Below are 21,735 nucleotides of genomic sequence, written 5' to 3' on the forward strand. Positions count from 1 at the left end.
CTTTTCGTAAACTTTACCTAGACAGCGTATTCAATGGTTTCCGCTACATCAAAGTAGTCAACATTTTCTTGGGTAACAATGTTTATGGGCGAGTTATATTTGGGTTTGGGCGTTTTGTTCAACAATAGATACTCACAAAGTATTTTTAATCCCATATAGCCTTGTTCAAAAGGATTTTGGTCAATGGCAAAATCAATGGCACCCTTTCTAATGTAATTAAGATTATCTAAATGTGTGTCAAACCCTACCGTACGAATATGCGTAATATTCTTCTTTTCAAAGTATTGGGCAACGGTAAAAACAGCACTGGAGGGAACAAAGATTCCGGAGATAGCTTCATCCTTCTTAAGGGCGTCGGAAAGCGCGATTTCTACTTTTTTCGAATCAAAATCATCAATCAGAACTTTTTTTATATGATTCGTATTTGAATTGTTTTCAAAGTAATCATGAAACCCTTTAATCCTTGTTTCAATGGCCAAATGGCTGTCCACATTTTTTTGGGAAGTTAAAACAGCGATATGTCCAGATGATTTGGTGATTAAATCCATCATCTTACCACACAGATACCCACTGCGCTGTGCGTTTTGGCCAATGTAAGTTAGTTTGTTAGACGTATCCAAATCAATATTTATAAAAATAAATGGAATATCCTTGGCTTTTAATTTTTCGGCAAAAGCAAGAGATGTGTTGTAAAAGAAAGGAGCAAAAACCACCCCGTTAGGGTTCAGGTCCAGAATTTTATCAAGTGCCTTTTCGTATGATTTTAAATCGTATTGATCAAAAAAGAAGCGGTGGGTTTCAACCCCATATTTTTTTATTTCCTTGGCGGCAGACTTCATACCCAAGTGTGGTCCGTGCCAGAATTGGTTTTTAGATACGACAGAGGGAATTAGAGTCGCAATTCTGTATTTTTTCTTGAAAGCCAGGGTGCTTGCCAATATATTTCTTTCAAAGTCATACTTGTCAAGTAATTTTTGAACCTTTTCCCTGGTTTTTGGAGAGACCCCTGGGCGTTTATGAATAACCCTGTCCACCGTACCGGTAGAAACTTTAGCTTCTTCGGCAATATCTTTAATTGTTTTCAATACAATAATTTATGAGTGTAGCGGCAATTTAGAGCTACCATGGTTAGTTGGTTGTAGTTGAATTATTTGTATGTCAAATATAAGGATAATTCTAGTCTTATAAAACTATAGGGTTTGTTTTTGTGTACGCACACGAAATAAGTTTGTTTGGACGGGTAATCAGAAAAGACTCGCCTAAACAGGCTGTTAATAGTAGCTGAAAAAGCGCAATAATCTAGTTAGGATTCGTAGAGATTGTGCCTAGTATTTTTTAGAGTCTGAATTTCTCGGGAGACACGAACAAGATTTTTACGGGCTCCTTTTCTATTTTGAGAAACTAAGGTAGCAATGCGGTTTAATCGCGATTTTACACGAACCAATTTAATATTGAATTCCCTGACTGCTTCAAATTTAGCTGAAGGATATTTAGGGAAATTGCTTTCAAAATTTCTTTTTAATTCCCTAACCTGTCTATTTAAATTATTCAGGTTTCTTTTTAGGGCGTTCTTTGTTGTATTTGTTTTGATGGAACTTTTCTTCTTAGCTAATAATCTAGGCATATTCTTAGGAGATTGTTTTTTTCAAAATTAAAAAGCTCATACAGTTGTAGGTCGTTCTATTGATTGAAATTTTATCTCTATTGCCAAAGACGTTTCAATAGGATGTTTTCGTCTTGATTTTTGCCCTTCCGTTTAAGTTAAAGAAAAGCCCGAAGCAAAATACTTCGGGCTTTTACAATGGGGGAATAGATAAATTACTTAGCGTCTGCCGGTAATAAATCTTCGTCTTTGATATTTTCTTCAGGAATGGTTTCTAAAAACTCGTAGAGGTCTGCATCTGCGCTGGGGCCATAACCCGCAAGCAATGTACCTTTACCACCATCACTAGTTTCTATGACATACAACAATGACATATCTGAGGGATTGCTCATTCCTTCATAACGGTGCTCTTTTACGATAGTAATATCTTTTGCAGCGTATGCCTTATCTGTCTTAGTACTTCTTAATTCTCCCTTTACAAATCGGTATGAGTCGGTATACCCCAATTTCTCATAACTCTTTATATAGTCTGTTTCGTGCTTTGCATATTCATTAGTCATAATATTTTCTTTTTAAGGTTAAACTTAAGCGGGTATTTTTTCCGCTTTTTCTCTTCTCTTCCAGTTACGGTGTTTAGCAATAGCTTTAATGAACTCTTCTGGTTTGCCATTTATAAAAATCGCTTCATCACCTTCTATATCCGTAATGGCGGTATTCTTGAAGAAATCTTCGGCTTCGCCGCTTACCGCAATAGCTTTGCAGTGTTTATAACTTTCGTTTACGAACTTCGTAAATTTGGACTGTGCCGATAGCCCATCAATAGATGATTTGCCTCCAGGAATATAAATAGCATCAAATAGAACACTTTCCGTAGTCATAATTGCCGCATCAACTTGGTGCTCCATATCTTCATCACAAGTGACCGTACCACCGTGCGGTGCAATTAATTTAATCATGGCGCCTTCTTTTTCCAGAGCATCTTTTACGGTCTTGAATTGGCTCATACTAAAACCATCGGCTACCAAAACCGCAATCTGCCGTGTGGCAATAGAACTGAAATTAGTGTTCGCCTGACTAAGTTTAGGGGATTCATCCAAATAGTTCTTCTTCTCCGATGGCTGTTGCGCCTCTACATCTGCATCTGCACCAATAGCTTGATTTATGGGTTCTTTAATGGAAGAAGGAACCTTCATACCTAAATTGCTCGCTACTTTTTTAGCAAGATCAGAATCAATTTTATCAATTAAATAAAGCATTCGCTCCTTTATATGCTTGATGTCACATTTACCTAATTCAAAAGAGTAGGCGCTAATAACATGTTCTTTTTCCCAATCAGAAAGACTTCTATAAAAAAGAGCAGGTTGGGAGAAATGGTCATTAAAACTTTCGCTCCGAGTTCTAATTTTCTTGGCATCAATACGCTCTTGGTAGGATTCAAAACCACCTTCTTCAACAGATGACAGGTATGGACAACCACCACCAATTGAATTTGGGAAATAAGCAGTTCGTCCTTTAGGAATCTCGGTTTGCATATGACCGTCCCGTTGGTTGTTACGAGCTTCTACCACAGGTTTATTAATTGGTATCTGGTGAAAATTATGTGTACCCAATCTAGAGAGTTGGGTATCTCTATAAGAGAACAACCGGCCCTGTAGAAGAGGGTCATTTGTGAAATCTATACCTGGTACAATACTTCCTGGCATGAATGCAACCTGTTCTGTCTCTGCGAAGAAATTTTCCGGATTTCTATTCAAGACCATTTTACCTACTATTTTAACAGGTACCATTTCTTCAGGTATTAGTTTGGTAGGGTCTAAGAGGTCAAAATCATATTTGTGTTCATCTTCCTCTGGAACTATTTGTAACCCTAGTTCCCATTCAGGATATTCTCCAGCTTCAATGGCGTTCCATAAATCTCTTCGGTGAAAATCCGAATCCGCGCCACTAATTTTAACGGCTTCGTCCCAAGTAACGGAGTGTACTCCTAATTTTGGTTTCCAATGAAATTTTACAAAATGAGCTTTACCTTCTTTATTTACAAGTCTAAATGTATGTATACCAAATCCTTCCATCATACGATAACTACGCGGTATGGCCCTGTCGCTCATTACCCAAATATGGTTGTGAAGTGTTTCTGGTGTAAGTGAAACAAAGTCATAGAATGTATCATGGGCAGAGGCTGCTTGCGGAATTTCCTGGTGTGGTTCAGGCTTGACCGAATGAATTAAATCAGGGAATTTCATGGCATCCTGTATAAAGAAGATGGGCATGTTGTTCCCAACCAAATCCCAAGTACCTTCGTCTGTATAAAATTTTACGGCAAAGCCTCTTACATCCCTTGCCAAATCTGTAGAACCTTTTGATCCTGCAACGGTAGAAAACCGCACAAAAACAGGGGTTTTTCTAGATGTATCGGTAAAAATACCGGCTTTGGAATATTCCTCTATACTTTCATAGAGTTCAAAATAGCCATGTGCTCCGCTTCCTCGGGCATGAACAATTCGCTCTGGAATACGTTCGTGGTCAAAGTTGTGAATTTTTTCACGTAGCAGAAAATCCTCCAATAACGTAGCTCCTCGCGGCCCGGCTTTTAAAGAGTTGTTTGTATCGTTTACTTTGAGTCCTTGCCTAGTGGTTAAGGGCTTGCCCTCATAATCAACAGTAGATTTCTTTAGTTGTTCTTCTTTTTTTGTGCTTGTGTTTTTATCAGCTTTCATATAAAGTTCATTTTAAGGGATGTTCTTATGGGGTTCTTGTTGAGTTAAAGGATTATGGTAATGTTTAACATTGGAATGATCAGGTTTTCTAATTTTCTGTTAGCGCTCTTATGTGAGCTAACGCAAGAAGGTCTCCTTGGATTTTTGTGTAATGCTCTACCAATAGTATGGTTAATTTGTCCGGTAGGTCCATATCGATCATACACTCACAAATTTCCAAAGCCTTTCTGTGTAGCAAGTCTATATTAATATTGCTGCCTGTAGTAACAGCTAAATAATTCTTGCCATATAATTGATTATGCCATGCGTAAAGTTCAGAGAGTTCAACGTTCTGTTCCTGTCTTATGGCAGTATGCCAAATGTCCAGAATGAAGTTGGACCGCTCAATAGCGCATTGCTCCATAAACATTCGCATAAGGGGCGTTTTGGATTTTACCGCACCTTCAATGCATCTCAGTTCGCTAATGACATACACCTTTAATAGTTGCTCAAGACATTCCATCCTTATAATTATTGATTTTCAAGCTAAAATTAGGGAAGAGGCCAAGAATTGATTGGCTGTAAAAAAATCATTATTAGTGCAAATGCTATCTGAAATTTCGATTTTATAAATAGCATTATCATATAAAAGTATGAAGCTCAATGCTCCATTTTTTTGTGTTAACTATTAGTGCGATGTAATCGATCATGAAGGTGTAGTTCCTATAACTTGCTGTAAATTTTAAAATTCAATACAATGAAAATACAAGCATATTTAGCATTTGATGGAAATTGCCAAGAAGCACTTAATTTTTACGCAGACCTATTTGACGCCGAAATAAAAAACAGGCAGACCTATGCCGATAAAAAGATAGATGTACCCTCTTCTTATCGTGACCGTTTGCAACACGCCGAATTAAAAGGTAAAGGCATTCATTTTATGGCATATGATGCCGCACCGGATACACCGCTAACTGAAGGAACAAAGATTCATTTGAGTATAGACCTTAATGATAGGAAAGAAGCGGAAAGTCTATATGAGCAATTGTCTTCAGGAGGTCGTATACATCACGAACTAAGGGAGCGCGAATGGAACGCATTATTTGGACGCTTTACGGACCGTTTTGGTATTAATTGGATGATAAATTGCGATTTAAATTAGATTCAACTTGCAATTTGAAATAATAGGTAAGAGGTAGTATCAATTTTTTGAAAAACTGAATTTATGGAGGAGTGGTTTAAATTTTCATGGGAAGCGTTTGGCGCCATTTGTATCACGGCAGTAGGAATTTATATAGCCGTGATTTTAATGACACGAATATGTGGCAAGCGCAGTTTTTCTAAAATGTCGAGTTTTGATTTTGCAATGACCGTTGCCGTCGGGTCAATCATAGCTACAACAATACTTTCCAAATCCGTTAGTCTTACAGATGGCATTGTTGGTATTGTAACAGTTTATTTGTTGCAAATGGGAGCCGCTTTTGCCAGACGGAATGACACTGTTAAGAAGCTAATGGACAACACCCCATTACTACTTATGGACGGTGAAATTATTTTGGAAGAAAACCTTCGGAAAGGCCGTGTTGCAAAATCCGATTTACGGGCCAAGTTAAGAGAGGCCAATGTAACGGAGCTCTCCGAAGTTAAAGCAGTAATATTTGAAACCACCGGAGATATTTCCGTACTCCATAAGCAGCATGAAAGGCCTGTGGAAGATTTCTTACTTAGCGATGTAGCAAGAAATTAGTACAGGTTCAATTAAAATTAAAGAAATAAGAAAGGCATTCCAATACGGAATGCCTTTCTTATTTCATATCAATTAAGTTCATTTTTCAATTGAAAGTGATCATGAAATTTTATTCCATAAAATAATTTTGACGGAAGCTCATAAGATGAAGAGAGAATCATTGATTTTATGAGTTGAGCTAGTAAGTGTTTAATTAAAAGGAAAGGTTATGCAGGGTTTTGAATACAAGTATACTATTAAGAACAGAATTACGGGAGAAACACTTTTTTCAGGGATAGATGATATTAGTCAAATAGGAAGTTTATCTCAGGATAGTTTCTTTCAATACATCGCCACAGAGGCAAACATGAAACGTTTGGGCGAATGCAAACTTGAAAACGAAGATTACATCTGTATCGTAAGGTTTGGAAGCGTGCAAAAGGTGGCATAGAAAGTATAAAATTCATTGCGTCCAAACCTTATCCTTTAGCATTGATCAAAGGCTAAGGTTTGTTCTAAATTTGAATGTACGTCAAACGGTAGGCGTTTAAGTTACCGGAAAAATAAAAGAGATATGAATAACGATATAAAAGAAATTGAAGATAGTATAAATGATATTATACAAAAGAACGAAGATGCCATTAAAGGGTATGAAAAAGCAGCTGAGAATTCAGAAGAAATAGGGCTTAAGAGTTATTTCCAGAATAAATCTATAGAACGCAGAAACTTTCTTGTAGAATTGAAAGCTGCGGCACCTGCCTTAAAAACTAGAGATGACATAGACGGAAGTGTTACCGGAGCTATGCATAGGGCTTGGATGGATGTTAAAACATTCTTTTCGGGCGATAGTGATGAGGCTATGTTGGAGGAAGCTATACGTGGTGACAAAGCCGCTATTGATGAGTATAATGAAGTATTAGGAGATACACATTTACCCCTTGAAGCCGCTGCGGTAATTAGAAAACAACGCGATTGGTTGATGGACGACCTTAAGACTATTAAAACGTTGGAAGACGTGAGATAGTTTTTATTTTGCGGAAAATTTAAAGCCCCTGAAAAGGGGCTTTTTTTATGCAAGTAACCTCGGATTTAAGGAGTTCTTCTGTTTTTCTTCAGGATATTGAATTCATTACTTTTAATAACATATCCTACACGGATCATGCTGTTGTACTGCTTGTAGTTAATTAGATTTTCTGTATGGCCGGCAAACCATTCCAGCATAATGTATTGATTGGATTTGTGTTTGAAAGGACGATAATGAAGCCGGGTCTGAATCATCCCCCTAGTGTCTAAATTTAACCCTTTTCTGACCTTTACCTCAAATATAAGTTTGTCAGGAATAAAATCATGGGATAGGCTCACTTCTCCCAGCCCTACGTAATCCAACAAGTCCGGATTTCCTGATTTATAGCCAAAAGGCAACCATCCTTTTACATGAAGGAGTGTTTTCTTGCCAATAAGAGTGGAATATTTCAGGCTAAGTCGGTTCCAACTTCTAGAAAAAATACTATCCCTACCATTGGACTCGTGCTCAAAAACAAGATTGGCCAGTCCTTTAATTCTATCATCGGAGTCATAAAAAGCTTTACCAACACCTATGGTGGGGTTAAAATTGATTTCCTTAAAAGGATATGAATCTTTGTAGATATCCCAAAAAGCTTTTTGGCTGTAGGTTAAGTATAGATAGGTGTCCCACGGTAAAATACTACGGGTAATAATCTGTTTAAAACTAACTTGGTATTTGGCATTTGCGGTAGAGCTATTAATGGGTTTATTAGTGGGTATACCCGTAACAAAGTAATTGTCTTTGTGAATGGTAAACCATGGAATATGCTGCATGGTGTCGCGCATTTCTTCTCGGCTAAGAGCTTGCGCATTTAGATTGGCAGATAAAAAAAACGAGCCCAGTAAAAGCCAAAGAGAGATTTTCAGTTTCATAGTGTGGTTTGTTAGAATGCAAAAATAACCTTATAAAACGGCTAGTTTTAGCGTTTTCAATACGAAACGTGACCGATATAACTGTTACGGCGTAATACTACTTAAAAGCGCTACCTCGGTATTTATAAAGATGCAATTAGTTCCTCCAGATTATCACTGCGTTGCAATCCCATTTTTTTGCGTAAACGATGTCTTGTGGTATGAACGGATTTGGTAGATATCCCCAATAATCTGGCCATGTCTTTACTGCTAAGGTTTAATTTGATCAAAGCACATATCTTTTGATCTGTTTGGCTAAGGTTGGGATAGGCGTTATTGAGTTTTTCGTAAAAGTTCTTGTTAACATCTGTAAACCGTAGTTTAAACTCTTCCCAGTTATTGGCGTTCCCTACAGATATTGACTTTAAGACTCTATTGATTTCAGAGACTTTTACATTACCGTTTTCGCCTTTTAATTCGGTTTTTAGCTTTTTTAGAAATTCATCTTTTTCAACTAGTTGTAGTGTAGATGCCGCCAACTCTTTGTTTTTGGTTTCCAAAAGCTGGTGGGCCTGTTCCATTTCAAGCGCTTTTGTTTTTTGCATCAACTGCTTCTCAACCTTGTGTTTGGAGCGAATATGTTTTACATAAACAAAGCCTATAATGATTACAAATATGAGCGAAGTACCCAAAATTATACGTTGAAGCAGTAAGATTTTATCCTGCTGCTCCAACTTTTCCATACGTTGCTGGCGTATAACCTCTTGTTGTCTTTGTTTTTCTACCCGGTATTCGTTCCTAATTTCCATAAGAGGAATATTGTTTTGACTTCTTCCATCAAAAAACTGGGCGTTCAAGGTTTTTGCTTTGTCCAAGGATTGATATGCCGCTTTATAATCTCCTTTCAACTTATAGTTTTCGGACAGTTTTTCGTAGATAAAAGGAGTGAAGTCAATATGACTCTGGTACTTGTCCGAAATGGCAATGGCTTTTTTATAATATTCCAAGGTCTTATCTATATTGCCTAACCTCTTATGGACCACTGCCACGTACGCGTAAATGAGAACCAAGTAAGAAGGTACATTATCTTTAAACCAGGGTTCTATGTCACTAAGCATTTGTAAAGCTTCATCATATTTTTTTTCCTCTCTTAGAACATAAGATTCTTCAAATTTTAAGAATGGTAGCGCAATTTTATCGGGTGTATCACCATAATGTGCATAGCAGCTATCCAAATACTTTTTTGCCATTTCAGGTTCATTAAGCCCTCTATAAGTATAAGCAAAGGTATAATAGTTCTGTGATAAGGAGGTTTTGGGCATGGTGCCTTTTTCTACCGCTTTTTTCATAATGTCAAGGGACATCTGCAAGTATTTAAGAGCTTCTTCCTTACGTTTATTATAACTGTACATAGCTCCAAGTCTGCGGTATATATGGGATTTAACCACAACATTTTCAGAATTGTCCGCTAGGCTAAGGGCGGTCCATACAGTTTCATAAGCTTGGGCATAGTGAGCTTGATGACTGTAGACATCCATCAATTTTAATAGTGTCCAAACGGACTTTAATGTATCTCCCTTGACTAAATTGGCCGAAACAACGGATTTTAAAGAATCTATTTGTTTTGTAGTATGCTGAGCGGAAAGCGTATCTGTATCTTCAATAGGGATGTTTAGAGGAATAGAAGAATCTTGAGCCCTGAGTTTTATCCCAAGGACAACGAGAAAACCAATAAGAATATAATAACGCATTAGCTTTTTTGTATGAAACATATACCTCAAACTTTTAAATGTCCTTAACCATAATCATAAATACAACTTTGTATCAAGAATCAAATCATAAATGTTCAAGATATAAAGAATGGGTAACATCAAGTGTAACTAATTTCTTCTATTTATCAAAATAATCAAGATATACTATCTAACTAGCGGTGCATTGGAAATATAATTTTTTAGACCTAAATAGTCTTGTAAAACTGGGTATATAAGGCTTTTAAAATAGAAGTTATACGATTATTATATTGGTATTTTGTTCAAATAGAACTTTACATAAACTCAACATAGCCTAAAGAAGACATTTGTGGTATTGAAAACACCCCATAAGTTCTAATTTTATAAAGAGAAAAACTTGCATAAGGTTGTATTCCTAATGTTGATGAAAATTTTGAAACTATGAGGACTTTGATTTTTGTATTGGTATGGATGATGGCGGTTAATTTTGTTGCTGCTCAGGAGAAAAGTTATGAGGCAGATTGGCAATCCCTGAAAAAGCATGAAACACCAGACTGGTTTAGGGATGCAAAATTTGGTATTTATTGCCATTGGGGACCCTATTCCGTGCCAGCTTATGAGAATGAATGGTATTCACATTGGATGTATACATCGCCCAATAACCCCGAACACAAGCAGGGAAAACGTTTTTATGAGCATCATACACAAACCTATGGCCCCTTAAACGAGTTTGGGTACAAAGATTTTATTCCCATGTTCAAGGCAGAAAAGTTTAATGCAGCCCAGTGGGCATATCTCTTTGAAAAAGCAGGAGCCAAGTTTGCGGGTCCTGTATCCGAACATGCCGATGGCTTTGCCATGTGGGATAGTAAACTCACCCGTTGGAATGCTAAAAATATGGGGCCTAAACGGGATATAATGGGAGAATTGGCAAAAGAAATAAGAAAGCGGGACATGAAATTTATTGCAACCTACCACCGCCAATGGTTGTTTGGTTGGTTTCCTACTTGGGATGAATCTACAGACGCATCAAATCCGGAATATGCAGATTTATATGGTCCAAAATTAAAGAAAGGAGATTTTCAGTATCCGTTGAGCACAAAGGAATTAGATGAAGGTTCAGATAGATATTATCCCGTAGGTGATAAAAAGTTCAACGAAGAATGGTTAGCTAGGTTAAAAGAAATCATTGATAACTATAATCCAGATTTGGTGTGGTTCAATAATAAAATGGATGTTATTGATGAAGCGTACAGAAAAGAATTTCTCTCTTATTACTATAATCATGCAGAAAGGAACCAGCAGGAAGTAGTTGCTACATACAAATTCTATGATTTTGCAAAAGGTACCGCAGTGCTGGACGTTGAGCGGGCCAGAATGAGTGAAATGAAGGATTTTCCATGGTTAACGGATGATTCTATTGATTGGAAAGCTTGGAGCCATATAAGCAACCCGGATTACAAAAGTGCCAACCGAATTATAGACTTTTTAGTAGATGTAGTAAGTAAAAATGGTTGTTTGTTGTTGAATATTACCCCCAAAGCAAACGGGGAAATACCTGGTCCGGTACAAGAACGCCTTTTGGAAATAGGAGAGTGGTTAAAGCTCAATGGAGAGGCCATATATGGCACGCGTCCGTGGGAAGTATATGGGGAAGGGCCTGCAAAGGTAATTGAAGGTCATCTAAGTGAACGAAAGAACCCGGATAACACAGCCGATGATATTAGGTTTACAAAAAAGGGAGACACGTTGTACGCTATACAATTAGATTGGCCAAAAAATGGAAAGACGGTCATAAGAACTTTGGGAAAGGAGAAGAATCTTCTTAAAGGAGAAATTAAGTCCGTTGAATTATTAGGGTCTACGGAAAAACTAAAATTTAGTAGAGAAAAAGACGGATTACACATTAATTTACCCAAAGAACCGAAAGGAAAACATGCTTATGTTTTTAAACTAACCTTCTAATCTGTATTGTTTTTATGTCTTTTGGAAATAAAATGCAATGGATTTTTAGATTGATAGAGACTTGCGGCTGCTTAACGTATGTTATTCAATTTTAGGTTTTAAAGAGGTCTCCTACAGATCATATGTTATACTCTAAACCATATGTTATACTCAAAGTAGGCGTGTTAATTGGCTTATTTCTCCAATTGCTCTAGGGTAATATAGAGAATGGTTAAAGCCGATAGGAATTTAGCGAAAGTCCATAGTTTATAGGCTTCATTATTCATTTTTAATACGTATTTACCTCCCTTTTTTGTGGATTTCACCCCTTAATTTTAACATTTCTCTAATTGACCTTTTTGTAGAGTTGTCTATACCATATAATTTTTCAAAAAGCTTTGTAGATAGGGGAGTGAGGAGGTGTTGTTGGTAGAAAATAAACGTTTTGTCAAGTTTTTGTCAAGCACTTTTTTTAGGAGTAAATTAACAATATCTCTATTTTGGACACCAATTACAGTGTATATGAAAATTTATAGCGCACTTAATTGGTAATCTAATAAACAAACTTTACTCATTTTAAACCAACTCGTATTATGGAAAGAAAAAATCACTCGCCTCTCAACAACCCTCCCCCCATTTTAGAACAGGTGTTTCTTAACATGTATTCCTAAAAAAAATGGACATCGTGTTCATTTCCTTTTGAGCAAATAATTGGTTTAGCTTAAAACCAACTCATTTTTAAGTCCTCAGTCAAGAGGGGTGGAATGTATGGTCTAGATACAATGAAATCAGAAAATAATATAGGTTTTGAATTGGAATACAACCTTCTTAACAAGGTTAAACCTACTTCATGGTTTCATTGGTCATTTTTAATATTTAACAAGAAAATTATATGAATTTCAAAAACATTTTTCATTTTAAATCCCACGCTTTTCGGTTGGGATTGTTCTTGGTCTTTTGTCTAAGTACGGCAATAGCACAATCTCAAACAGTTAGTGGTACCGTATCTGCAGATGATACGCCTTTGCCGGGAGTAAGTGTGGTGGTCAAGGGCACCAATACCGGGACCGTTACAGATTTTGATGGTCTTTATTCAATAAAGGCAGAACCTAGTGACGTATTGGTATTCAGTTACATTGGATTCAAAACCAAGGAAGTCGCCATCAGCGGAAAAAAGTCGGTTAACGTAACGATGCAAGAAGATGTATCCGCGTTGGATGAAGTAGTCGTTGTTGGTTACGGGGCCCAGAAAAAGAAGGAATTGACAGGTGCGGTAGCGCAAGTGAAGTCGGAAGAGTTAATGAAAACATCAACATCCGATATAGGTGCCGCTTTACAAGGTCAGATTGCTGGGGTAAACGTAACGGCCAGTTCGGGTTCTCCTGGAGCGGAAGCTAACGTACAGATTAGGGGGCTTACTTCCATTAACGGGGCCAATAGACCACTATATGTTGTAGATGGTATTCCTTTTGAAGGAGATCCAAAATTAAGTATCAATGAAATAGAAACCATAGATGTTCTAAAGGATGGAGCTTCGGCGGCAATTTATGGTACTCGTGGTGCAGCCGGTGTAATCTTGATTACCACTAAAAGGGGTAAAGAAGGACAAATGAAAATTGCGGTAGACAGTTATTATGGTCTTCAAAATATTACTTCCGGAACGCCCTTGTTGAACGTGGAGGATAGACTATATACGACTTTTGTTCAATCCGCAGCGTTAAGTGATAGAAGATATGGTAATACATGGACTACCATAGAACAGAGTCCTCATTTCCTTACCAATAATACAGATTTGGTGAGTGTGGTGGAAAATGATATGGCACCTATCCAAAACCATAGTCTTAGGCTATCAGGAGGTAAAGACGGTCTTACGTACAATGTTACTGGAAACTATTTTGATCAAGAAGGTGTTGTGATTAAATCAGGTTACGAGAGATTCAACGTTAGGGCCAATACACAGTTTAAAAAAGGAAGATGGGATATAACTACGGCCCTTTCCTTTAGAATAGAAGATAGGGAGTATGAGCCTTGGGGACTTTTAAGAAATGCAATAGGGTATAACGCTTATCAACCCCTTATAGATCCAAATACGAGCGTGTTAGAAAATGCAGGAGATGGTAGCGGGGCTAACAACCTTTCTTCTTTAGGATACCAATTCTTGCAAGAAGATAATCAAGAGAATCAATATTTTGATGGAAATTTAAGTGTTACCTACAATATTACAGATAACCTTAAATTCACTTCAAGGGTGGCCTCAAGTTATGACAACGGTACTAGAATTACCGTTAACCCTAAATTTATCGCGTATAGAGATGATGGTACAGAAGTTACATCTCAACGTTCAAGAATTAGAAATTTAAGTTCTTTGGCCAAAAAGTCTACTTGGGAGAACATTATCAATTACCAGAAAAGTTTTGGGGATCATAACATTAACTTAACGGGTGTATATTCATCGGAAAAGTACAGTTACTCAGAATTCTTTGCGGAGAAGAGCGATTTGGCTTCCAATGATATAACCGTATTAAATGGTGCTACGGCAGACCCTAATGTGGGGTCGGGTAACAACCAATGGACACAAGATCGTACCAGCACTTTAATAGGTATGTTGGCCCGTTTACAATATAACTATAAAGGAAGATATCTGTTGAATGCTTTTGTAAGACATGATGGGTCTTCTAAATTTAAAGAAGAGCCATGGGGTGTGTTTCCTTCTATATCTGCCGGATGGAACGTTTCCGAAGAGAAATTTTGGAACCCTATTAAGAATACCGTTTCCTCATTTAAGCTAAGGGGAAGTAGAGGTACAGCAGGTAACCAAGGTATTGCAGATTATACATATACACCTACTATTACATTAGATAATGATTATGTACTTGGTGCTGGAGACAATCAGAATTTATTGTTAGGGGCTACCCAAACTGGTTTTGCCAATCCTTTGGTAAGCTGGGAAACTTCGGTTTCATTGAACGGAGGTTTGGACATGGGCTTTTTTGATAATAAGTTAACCTTGTCCGCAGATATGTATGAAACCAAGAAAGAAGATATGTTATTCCCAGTATTATTGCCGCCTACTGCAGGTGGTGGTCAAAATGCTGAGGTTACGCTAAATGTGGGCGATATGACCAATAAGGGTATGGAATTTGCCATGAACTATCGCCATTCGGGTAAATTTTCTTGGAATGCCGGTTTAACATATACCAAAAACGAAAATGTTATTACTAAAATGAGCGGTAGTAACAAAATCATCTATTTTGATGATAGTAGTATTTCCGGACATAGTAATGATCAGGATTTGGTATCTGCATTGGCAGAAGGGTATGAAGGCGGTGCTTTCTTTTTAATAGAGACCGATGGTACTATTAAGAACGAAGAAGAATTGGCGGCCTACCAAGAAATTGTACCTGATGCAAAATTAGGAGATTTAAAGTATGTAGATTTTGATAAGAACGGCTTAATAGATATTAACGACCGTCAATATATGGGTAGTGGTACTCCTGAATTTGAAATAGGCTTTAATTTTTCGGCCTATTATAAAGCAATGGACTTTTCAATGCAATGGTACGGTGCCTTTGGTGCAGAAATTATAAATGGTAACAAAGCATTGGCTTATAAGGTAGCCAACCATCAGGATTTGGTCTATCAATGGACTCCGCAGAACAACACATCTGATATTCCTGTAAACAGAAATGCCACACATAACAACTTTAGAGGGCAGACGGACTATTGGTTGGATGATGGAACTTTTGCCAGATTACGTAACATTTCTTTAGGCTATACTATACCTAGAGATTACACGGAGAAGTTGGGTATCACCAAGTTTAGGGTATACGTAGCAGCACAAAACCTTTTTACCATTACCCAGTATGATGGGTATGATCCAGAAGTTGGGAACAATGGTCTTAGTACAAGAGGTATTGATAAAGGGACCTATCCTGTAAGTTCTCAAATACGAACAGGACTTCAAATTGAATTTTAAAAGAATTTGATATGAAGATGAATAATTCCGATAAAAAAAATGAAAAAATGATAGTTATGAAAACAACGATAACAAAACGGTTACTTTTTATAATAGTGCCCATGTTAGCTTTTTGGAGCTGCTCTGATGATTTTTTGGAGCAAACCAATCCTAACCAAATATCTACTGAAACTTTCTGGAACAATAATAAAGACTTAGGACAAGGTCTAACCGCTACCTATAAAGGTTTGGCGAGTTCTCAGAATATTCATTTGGTAGCGGAGTTGGCACGTACTGATTTAGCTTGGGCTAGTGGATACCAACGACCTACTAATACTAACCCATATTATTTGCAGATTTTTAATGATGCCAATAATGAAATAAACCAAAAATGGAGTGCTAATTACACAACCATTTTTAGGGCCAACCAAGTTATAGAAGCGGCTGGGAAATTAGCAGAAACCTATACTACGGAAGACGAAAAGGAAGAAGGTCTTAGCATTTTGGCCCAAGCAAGGTTCATAAGAGGGTATATATATTTTAACCTGTACAATTCTTTTAACGGAGGTGCGGTTCCCATCTATGATTTTGTACCGGTAGAAGAGAGTGAGTTTTATCAATCTGTAGCTACGGCAGAAGAGGTTAAAGCGTTCTATTTAGAAGACTTAAAGTTTGCATCAGAGAACCTACCTATTTCTTGGGAAGGCAAGGACAAAGGGCGTGTTACTGCGGGTGCGGCCGTTGCCGTAATGGGACAATCATACTTATATGCCAGTGATTATGAAACCGCAGCTACGCTTTTTAAAAGTGTTATAGATGACTTTGGTTACGCATTAACACCTAACATAGGAAGTAACTTTACAACTATGGATGAGTTTAATGAGGAATCTATTCTTGAAATAGGGTATTCATTGGATTATAAAAATGAATTGGGCCCTTGGGATGGAAGAGATGTAGCAAATTCTGCTTATGTAAGACAATTTACCGGAGGTGCCGGTACTTGGCGTGGAGCGATTCCTGCAAACTGGCTTATTTTAAAATACAGGAATGAACCTTTGGATTTTTCTGACCCTCGTAACAAGGTTGTGGATGAAGATGGTAATGAAGGCTTTAGGAAGTTCAGCTTGCGAACCTCTTGGTCAGTAGCTTTGGTGGATGACACGGATATGGGTTACTACTTAAGGGAAGAGACCGGACAAGGGTCTGTCTTTAATGTGCGTATGACCGCTTTTTGGCGTAAGCATACCAACTGGGATATTACTAGATCGGAAGAAGAGCTTTCTCCAGGTAAAGTAAGGTCAGGTGTAAATGAGCGTTTGATACGTCTAGCGGAAATTTATCTTCAATATGCCGAGTGTCAGATAAAGTTAGGAAACATAGACGAAGCCTTAACTTATATCAATAGGGTTAGAAGAAGGTCTGGAGTGCAGTTGTTAGGTTTAGCAGGTACTGGAGAGTTTCCGGCAAATGACCATGACAATGTAGCTTATGATGCTCAAAGTTTGATGGAACATTTAATGTTTACCGAATTGCCTTTGGAACTATCCGCTGAAGGAGATGGAAACAGAAATGTAGACCTTAGAAGATGGGGTGTTAAGGCAGATCGTTTTAAAGAATTGGCCCAAAGACGTTATACGGCCGATCACTACAAATTGCTGGATGAAGATGGTAAAGAGGTAACCCGATGGGCTTCAATTGTTAAGGAGTTGCCAGTTGGAGATCCTGATATTGACGAGAACTGGAACGAATTTCAGGAAGCATCTTCAAATTATAACGAAGCGTTACATGCGTATTGGCCATTGCCAAATTCTGAAATCATATCTAACCCGCAATTGAATAATTAAAATTGACGGTTACAGTGATAACATCAATGAAAAATGCAAAAAGCAAGAAATTTAAAAAGTATAAAATGAAAAACGCAATAAGAATTTTAGCCGTCTTGGCCATCCTGTTTGTAGGATGTGACGATAATGAGTACGAGGCGCCTTTTCCTTTCTCCGATATAGGTTTCTATACCAGCAAGGGTACGTTAAATGACCTTCAAGTAAATTTGGACGATTATGTGTCTTTCACGGATTTATCCCAAGGTGCAGTATCCCATTCGTGGAGAATTGATAAAACGGATGTTTTTCTTGAAGGTCCTATAGATAGGACAGATACAATCCTTGATCAGTTCATAATAGAGCCTAGAAGCACAACGTCGTTTGAGAAAACCGTTCATGTGCAATTCAAAACCTCCGGAATGAAAAAAGTAAGGTTGTACAACACTTTTAATGAAATGGTGGTCTTTAAAGGTAATCGCGGAGATGTAGATTATGAGATGCCGGCCAAGAAAGAAGGAGACCTTTATGTTATAGACACTACTTTTTTAGTAAAGGTCTATCCTAAACTTGTACCTAAAATTAAGGTTAGAAATGGCGATGTGGTTGTAAATCATGAAGCAACGGATACAGTTTATATAGAGGCAGGTAATACTATGGAGTTTACTGATCTGTCTACTATTGGTGAGCCTACAGGTCGCTCATGGAACATAAGAAGAGCTTTGAAGCCGGGTGAGGAAGTTGCGGAAAATCCTGTTGTAAACAGTAGCGGAGATTCATTGGCCAATATTGCCTTTAATAAATTGGGAGCTTTTAGGGCTACGATGAACCTGTCCCGTTCAGGTCAGAACATTCCTGGTGATTCAGAAACCTATGTTATGAACGCACCAATTAGGGTAATCCCTTCATCTCAACCATTTGAACTTACCGGAGAAATCCGCGAATTGGAAGATGAAACCATACAAGTACCTTACAATGGGGAGTTTGCTTCATTTGGAGGACAAGAGGAGTTCTTTACGGTTATGGTAAACGGAGAAGCCTTTGAAATTGCTTCTGTAGCGGTAAATGCAAATGATGCTACAAAAATGGATATCAAATTGGCGGCTCCAATCTATCGTCCTGACGTAATCACGGTTTCCTATGCAGGTGGTAGTATAGAATCTTCAGATACTAGGGAGGCATTGCCTTTTACGGATGAGCCTGTAATAATGAGTACGGTTAATTTAATTCCCGCAGCTATTGCAGGGTTGGAAACAGGAGCTGATAGTTGGGTGCCATATTGGAGTAATAAGGGAACGGTTGAGTATTCTACGGAGCAAGCAGCAACCGGTGAATATAGCTTAAAATTAAAAATTGAGGCAGGTCAGGATAATGCTGAAGCCAGTGCTCCGTTTGAAAATCCAATAATTTTTGAAGAAGGTAAAACCTATACCGTTTCGTATAAAATGTACATTGCACCAGGTGGTGTAGGTACAGATGGTGGTACACATACAGGTCTGTTTTTGTTACAGAATTGGGGTTTCCAATTTTGGAACAATTTTGCACATCCTGTAGGAGAATGGAAGACCCATACTGTAGATTACACAAGTACAACACCGTTATCTCAGTTCTATTTGAGAATTATTCCTAATGCAGAAAAAACTACGGACATGACCGTATACTATGATGATTTCTCTATCATAGAAAAAGAAGAAAGACCATAATTCCCCACAAAGTAGTTTGTTTGAGTTTAAGGGAGAATTGAAAGATTCTCCCTTTTTTTTCATTTAGAAATCAAACTTAAAAATGAACAAGAAAGTAAAAACTATGAATAGAAATCAACTTGCATTAATGCTTTGTTGTGTCTTGTTGGGAAGTTGCGGTACGGGTTCAAAATTTGATAATTCTACAGAATTGCCCGTAGATCAAGAACAGAAAGTAGAGGACCAACAGGAAGAGGAACAAGAAACCGTTCCACCAGATACTAAAGAAGTCAACTGGAAAGAAATTCCGGTACCCGCTAATGCAGGGCCGGATATGGTTTGGGAGTTTCAAGAAATGTCAGATGATTTTGAATACCAATCCCCGGGAGATAATAAAGGAGATATTTTTTTTGAAAAGTGGGATGACTTTTACCACAACGGATGGTCAGGGCCCGGCCTCACGGAATGGAGAAGGGAACAATCTTATGTAGCAAACGGAGAACTACAAATGTGGGCCACTAGAAAACCAGGTTCAAAAAGAATGAACATGGGCTGCATTACATCAAAAACAAGGGTAATCTATCCGGTATATATTGAGGCTAGGGCAAAGGTTATGAACTCTACTTTAGCGTCGGATGTATGGCTTCTGAGCCCAGATGACACCCAAGAAATAGATATCCTAGAGGCTTACGGTGCAGATTATTCGGAAAGCGCGCAAAAGGAACATTCGTATTTCTCCAAGAAGATTCATATCAGTCATCATGTATTCATTAGGGAGCCTTTTCAGGACTATCAGCCCAGAGACGCAGGAACTTGGTTTGAAAACGGTACCGTTTGGAACAGGGATTTTCATACGTACGGAGTCTATTGGAAAAATCCATGGCACTTAGAATATTATATAGACGGAGAATTGGTGAGAACCGTTTCGGGAAAGGATATTATAGACCCCAAATATTTTACAAATGAAGCGGATCAGGGAAATACGCAGGTAGATACCCGCACGGGCCTTAGTAAAGAAATGGATATTATTATAAATACTGAGGATCAAACATGGCGTTCTAGCCCGGCTTCTGGTTTAGCATCGGACACGTATACCCCAACAGATAAGGAGTTAGAGAATATAGATAACAACACGTTTAGGGTAGATTGGATTAGGATTTATAAGCCTGTAGCTAAATAGATTTTTCATTTTTTTGAATTGTTAGAGCGTATGGACGTTCTTAAATTAAACCATAGGTAGTTCCCCCAATTAAATTGGTACCTATGGTTTTTTTGTGCTTTATACTCAAAAAGGTGACAATGGTCATATGATATCAATTATCTTTTTTTAGCATTAAAAACATTACGGAAAACGGTTGACCTAAGGTTGTTTTTTAGTTAATTTCAAGGTGTAATTAGTACTTCTCTTATATAAAATATCAATATGGAATACATAGATTACTATAAAGTATTGGGGGTAAGTAGGAATGCCACGGAAAAGGACATCAAGAAGGCATATAGAAAAATGGCCCGAAAATATCACCCTGATGTCAACCCCAATGACGTTGAGGCAGAGAAGAAATTCAAGGAAATAAATGAGGCCAATGAGGTCTTGGGTAATGCCGAAAATCGAAAAAAATACGATCAATACGGAAAAGATTGGATGCATGCCGAAGCGTTTGAGAAAGCCAAAGCACAACAGCAAAGTTCACGACGTAGCGGCGGCCAGAGCTATGAACAGGATTTTGGCGGCGGGGATTTCTCAGATTTTTTTGAATCAATGTTCGGGGGAGGTGGATTTTCTCAAGGTGGATATACTTCAAATAGAGGACAACAGGTAAGATATAGAGGGCAAGACTTGAATGCAGAACTTCGCTTGCAATTAAGGGACGTATACACGACTCAGAAGCAAACCTTAACAGTCAATGGTAAGAACATAAGAATAACTATTCCTGCTGGTATTGAAAACGGACAGACCATAAAAATCTCGGGTCACGGCGGTCCGGGAAGAAATGGGGGACCCAAGGGAGACTTGTACCTCACTTTTGTAGTAGATAATAATACCGCGTTCAAACGAGATGGTAATGATTTGTACAAGACGGTAGACCTAGATTTGTATACCGCAATATTAGGTGGTGAAATTACCGTAGATACTTTTGATGGTAAAGCTAAGCTAAAGGTAAAGCCGGAAACGCAAAGTAATACCAAGGTGAAGCTAAAAGGCAAAGGTTTTCCTGTTTATAAGAAGGAAGGTCAGTTTGGGGACCTTTTTATTACCTATAACGTTAAAACACCTACAAATCTTTCTGATCAAGAAAAGGCACTTTTCAAACAATTGGCATCACTTAAAAGCTAAGATTATGCAACAAGAAGAATACGTATCCGTAACCGAGTTTTGTAACGGCCATAGCATTTCATCAACGGTCATAAGTCAGCTGAATGAATTTGGTCTGGTAAAAATCATACAACGTAGTGATAGTTTGTATATTCCTATGGAAGAACTTCCCAAGGCGGAGAAAATATTGAGATTGCATACCGATCTCAACATTAACCTAGAAGGGGTTGAGGTAATCACGAGATTACTGAAGCGCATAGAACAAACTGAAGAAGAGCTTGTAAGGCTTAGAAATAAATTAAGCTTATACGAATAGCGAAGCAGTTGCACGACAATAGAAAAGCAACG

Annotated in this window: 19 protein-coding genes; 11 read left to right on the forward strand and 8 right to left on the reverse strand. The window is 37.9% G+C overall.

Annotated features, from left to right (window positions below; all coding sequences use genetic code 11):
• Positions 1–17 precede the first annotated feature (17 nt).
• From Q4597_RS10060 to Q4597_RS10080, 5 genes are all read right to left on the reverse strand, one after another.
• The gene (locus tag Q4597_RS10060) at positions 18–1,085 is read right to left on the reverse strand and encodes a substrate-binding domain-containing protein (RefSeq protein WP_303406105.1); all 1,068 of its coding nucleotides are present in this window, start codon (positions 1,083–1,085) and stop codon (positions 18–20) included.
• A gap of 218 nt (positions 1,086–1,303) precedes the next feature.
• Complete coding sequence (locus tag Q4597_RS10065) at positions 1,304–1,624, reverse strand: hypothetical protein (RefSeq protein WP_215439628.1); 321 nt, start codon at positions 1,622–1,624, stop codon at positions 1,304–1,306.
• Between the two features lie 194 nt (positions 1,625–1,818).
• A complete protein-coding gene (locus tag Q4597_RS10070; protein ID WP_215439630.1) occupies positions 1,819–2,163 on the reverse strand; it encodes a hypothetical protein in 345 nt (114 codons plus the stop codon).
• Between the two features lie 24 nt (positions 2,164–2,187).
• Positions 2,188–4,320, reverse strand: coding sequence for a catalase (locus Q4597_RS10075; RefSeq protein ID WP_303406106.1), 2,133 nt, complete (start codon positions 4,318–4,320; stop codon positions 2,188–2,190).
• An 88-nt stretch (positions 4,321–4,408) separates the two neighbouring features.
• Positions 4,409–4,822, reverse strand: a complete 414-nt coding sequence (locus Q4597_RS10080) for a hypothetical protein (RefSeq protein WP_215914105.1) — start codon at positions 4,820–4,822, stop codon at positions 4,409–4,411.
• Positions 4,823–5,056: 234 nt separating this feature from the next.
• On the opposite strand from Q4597_RS10080, the gene Q4597_RS10085 reads away from it, so the two are divergent.
• The 4 genes from Q4597_RS10085 to Q4597_RS10100 all read left to right on the forward strand — a co-directional run bounded on the left by Q4597_RS10085 (position 5,057) and on the right by Q4597_RS10100 (position 7,049).
• Positions 5,057–5,461: a VOC family protein gene (locus Q4597_RS10085; protein ID WP_215914106.1), complete on the forward strand. Its 405-nt coding sequence runs from the start codon at positions 5,057–5,059 to the stop codon at positions 5,459–5,461.
• 63 nt (positions 5,462–5,524) lie between these two features.
• Positions 5,525–6,046 carry a DUF421 domain-containing protein gene (locus Q4597_RS10090; protein ID WP_289039907.1) on the forward strand — a complete coding sequence of 174 codons (522 nt, stop codon included), beginning with the start codon at positions 5,525–5,527 and terminating at the stop codon, positions 6,044–6,046.
• Positions 6,047–6,254: 208 nt separating this feature from the next.
• Positions 6,255–6,476, forward strand: a complete 222-nt coding sequence (locus Q4597_RS10095) for a hypothetical protein (RefSeq protein ID WP_303406107.1) — start codon at positions 6,255–6,257, stop codon at positions 6,474–6,476.
• A gap of 123 nt (positions 6,477–6,599) precedes the next feature.
• Entirely contained in the window at positions 6,600–7,049 is a 450-nt protein-coding gene (locus Q4597_RS10100; protein WP_215914107.1) for a PA2169 family four-helix-bundle protein, read from the forward strand.
• Positions 7,050–7,114: 65 nt separating this feature from the next.
• Here the strand turns inward: Q4597_RS10100 and Q4597_RS10105 are convergent, their stop codons facing one another.
• Together Q4597_RS10105 and Q4597_RS10110 are read right to left on the reverse strand one after the other, a co-directional pair.
• The gene (locus tag Q4597_RS10105; protein WP_303406108.1) at positions 7,115–7,963 is read right to left on the reverse strand and encodes a phospholipase A; all 849 of its coding nucleotides are present in this window, start codon (positions 7,961–7,963) and stop codon (positions 7,115–7,117) included.
• Between the two features lie 122 nt (positions 7,964–8,085).
• Positions 8,086–9,714 (reverse strand): tetratricopeptide repeat protein, encoded by a 1,629-nt coding sequence (locus Q4597_RS10110; RefSeq protein WP_303406109.1) that lies wholly within the window; start codon positions 9,712–9,714, stop codon positions 8,086–8,088.
• A gap of 399 nt (positions 9,715–10,113) precedes the next feature.
• Between Q4597_RS10110 and Q4597_RS10115 the strand changes: the two genes are divergently transcribed.
• Positions 10,114–11,637 (forward strand): alpha-L-fucosidase, encoded by a 1,524-nt coding sequence (locus Q4597_RS10115; RefSeq protein WP_303406110.1) that lies wholly within the window; start codon positions 10,114–10,116, stop codon positions 11,635–11,637.
• Positions 11,638–11,810: 173 nt separating this feature from the next.
• Here the strand turns inward: Q4597_RS10115 and Q4597_RS10120 are convergent, their stop codons facing one another.
• Positions 11,811–11,942, reverse strand: a complete 132-nt coding sequence (locus Q4597_RS10120; protein ID WP_303406111.1) for a hypothetical protein — start codon at positions 11,940–11,942, stop codon at positions 11,811–11,813.
• 566 nt (positions 11,943–12,508) lie between these two features.
• On the opposite strand from Q4597_RS10120, the gene Q4597_RS10125 reads away from it, so the two are divergent.
• The 6 genes from Q4597_RS10125 to Q4597_RS10150 all read left to right on the forward strand — a co-directional run bounded on the left by Q4597_RS10125 (position 12,509) and on the right by Q4597_RS10150 (position 21,703).
• On the forward strand, positions 12,509–15,592 hold the full coding sequence (locus Q4597_RS10125) for a TonB-dependent receptor (RefSeq protein ID WP_303406112.1): 3,084 nt from the start codon (positions 12,509–12,511) through the stop codon (positions 15,590–15,592).
• Positions 15,593–15,648: 56 nt separating this feature from the next.
• Positions 15,649–17,415 carry a RagB/SusD family nutrient uptake outer membrane protein gene (locus Q4597_RS10130; RefSeq protein WP_303406113.1) on the forward strand — a complete coding sequence of 589 codons (1,767 nt, stop codon included), beginning with the start codon at positions 15,649–15,651 and terminating at the stop codon, positions 17,413–17,415.
• A 65-nt stretch (positions 17,416–17,480) separates the two neighbouring features.
• Complete coding sequence (locus Q4597_RS10135; protein ID WP_303406114.1) at positions 17,481–19,094, forward strand: hypothetical protein; 1,614 nt, start codon at positions 17,481–17,483, stop codon at positions 19,092–19,094.
• An 82-nt stretch (positions 19,095–19,176) separates the two neighbouring features.
• Complete coding sequence (locus tag Q4597_RS10140) at positions 19,177–20,253, forward strand: family 16 glycosylhydrolase (protein WP_303406115.1); 1,077 nt, start codon at positions 19,177–19,179, stop codon at positions 20,251–20,253.
• 243 nt (positions 20,254–20,496) lie between these two features.
• Positions 20,497–21,408 carry a DnaJ C-terminal domain-containing protein gene (locus Q4597_RS10145; RefSeq protein ID WP_303406116.1) on the forward strand — a complete coding sequence of 304 codons (912 nt, stop codon included), beginning with the start codon at positions 20,497–20,499 and terminating at the stop codon, positions 21,406–21,408.
• Between the two features lie 4 nt (positions 21,409–21,412).
• Positions 21,413–21,703 (forward strand): chaperone modulator CbpM, encoded by a 291-nt coding sequence (locus tag Q4597_RS10150; protein WP_303406117.1) that lies wholly within the window; start codon positions 21,413–21,415, stop codon positions 21,701–21,703.
• The last annotated feature ends 32 nt before the right edge of the window (positions 21,704–21,735 follow it).

The sequence above is a fragment of the Zobellia sp. 1_MG-2023 genome (genome assembly GCF_030549125.1).
Taxonomy (GTDB): Bacteria; Bacteroidota; Bacteroidia; order Flavobacteriales; family Flavobacteriaceae; genus Zobellia; species Zobellia russellii.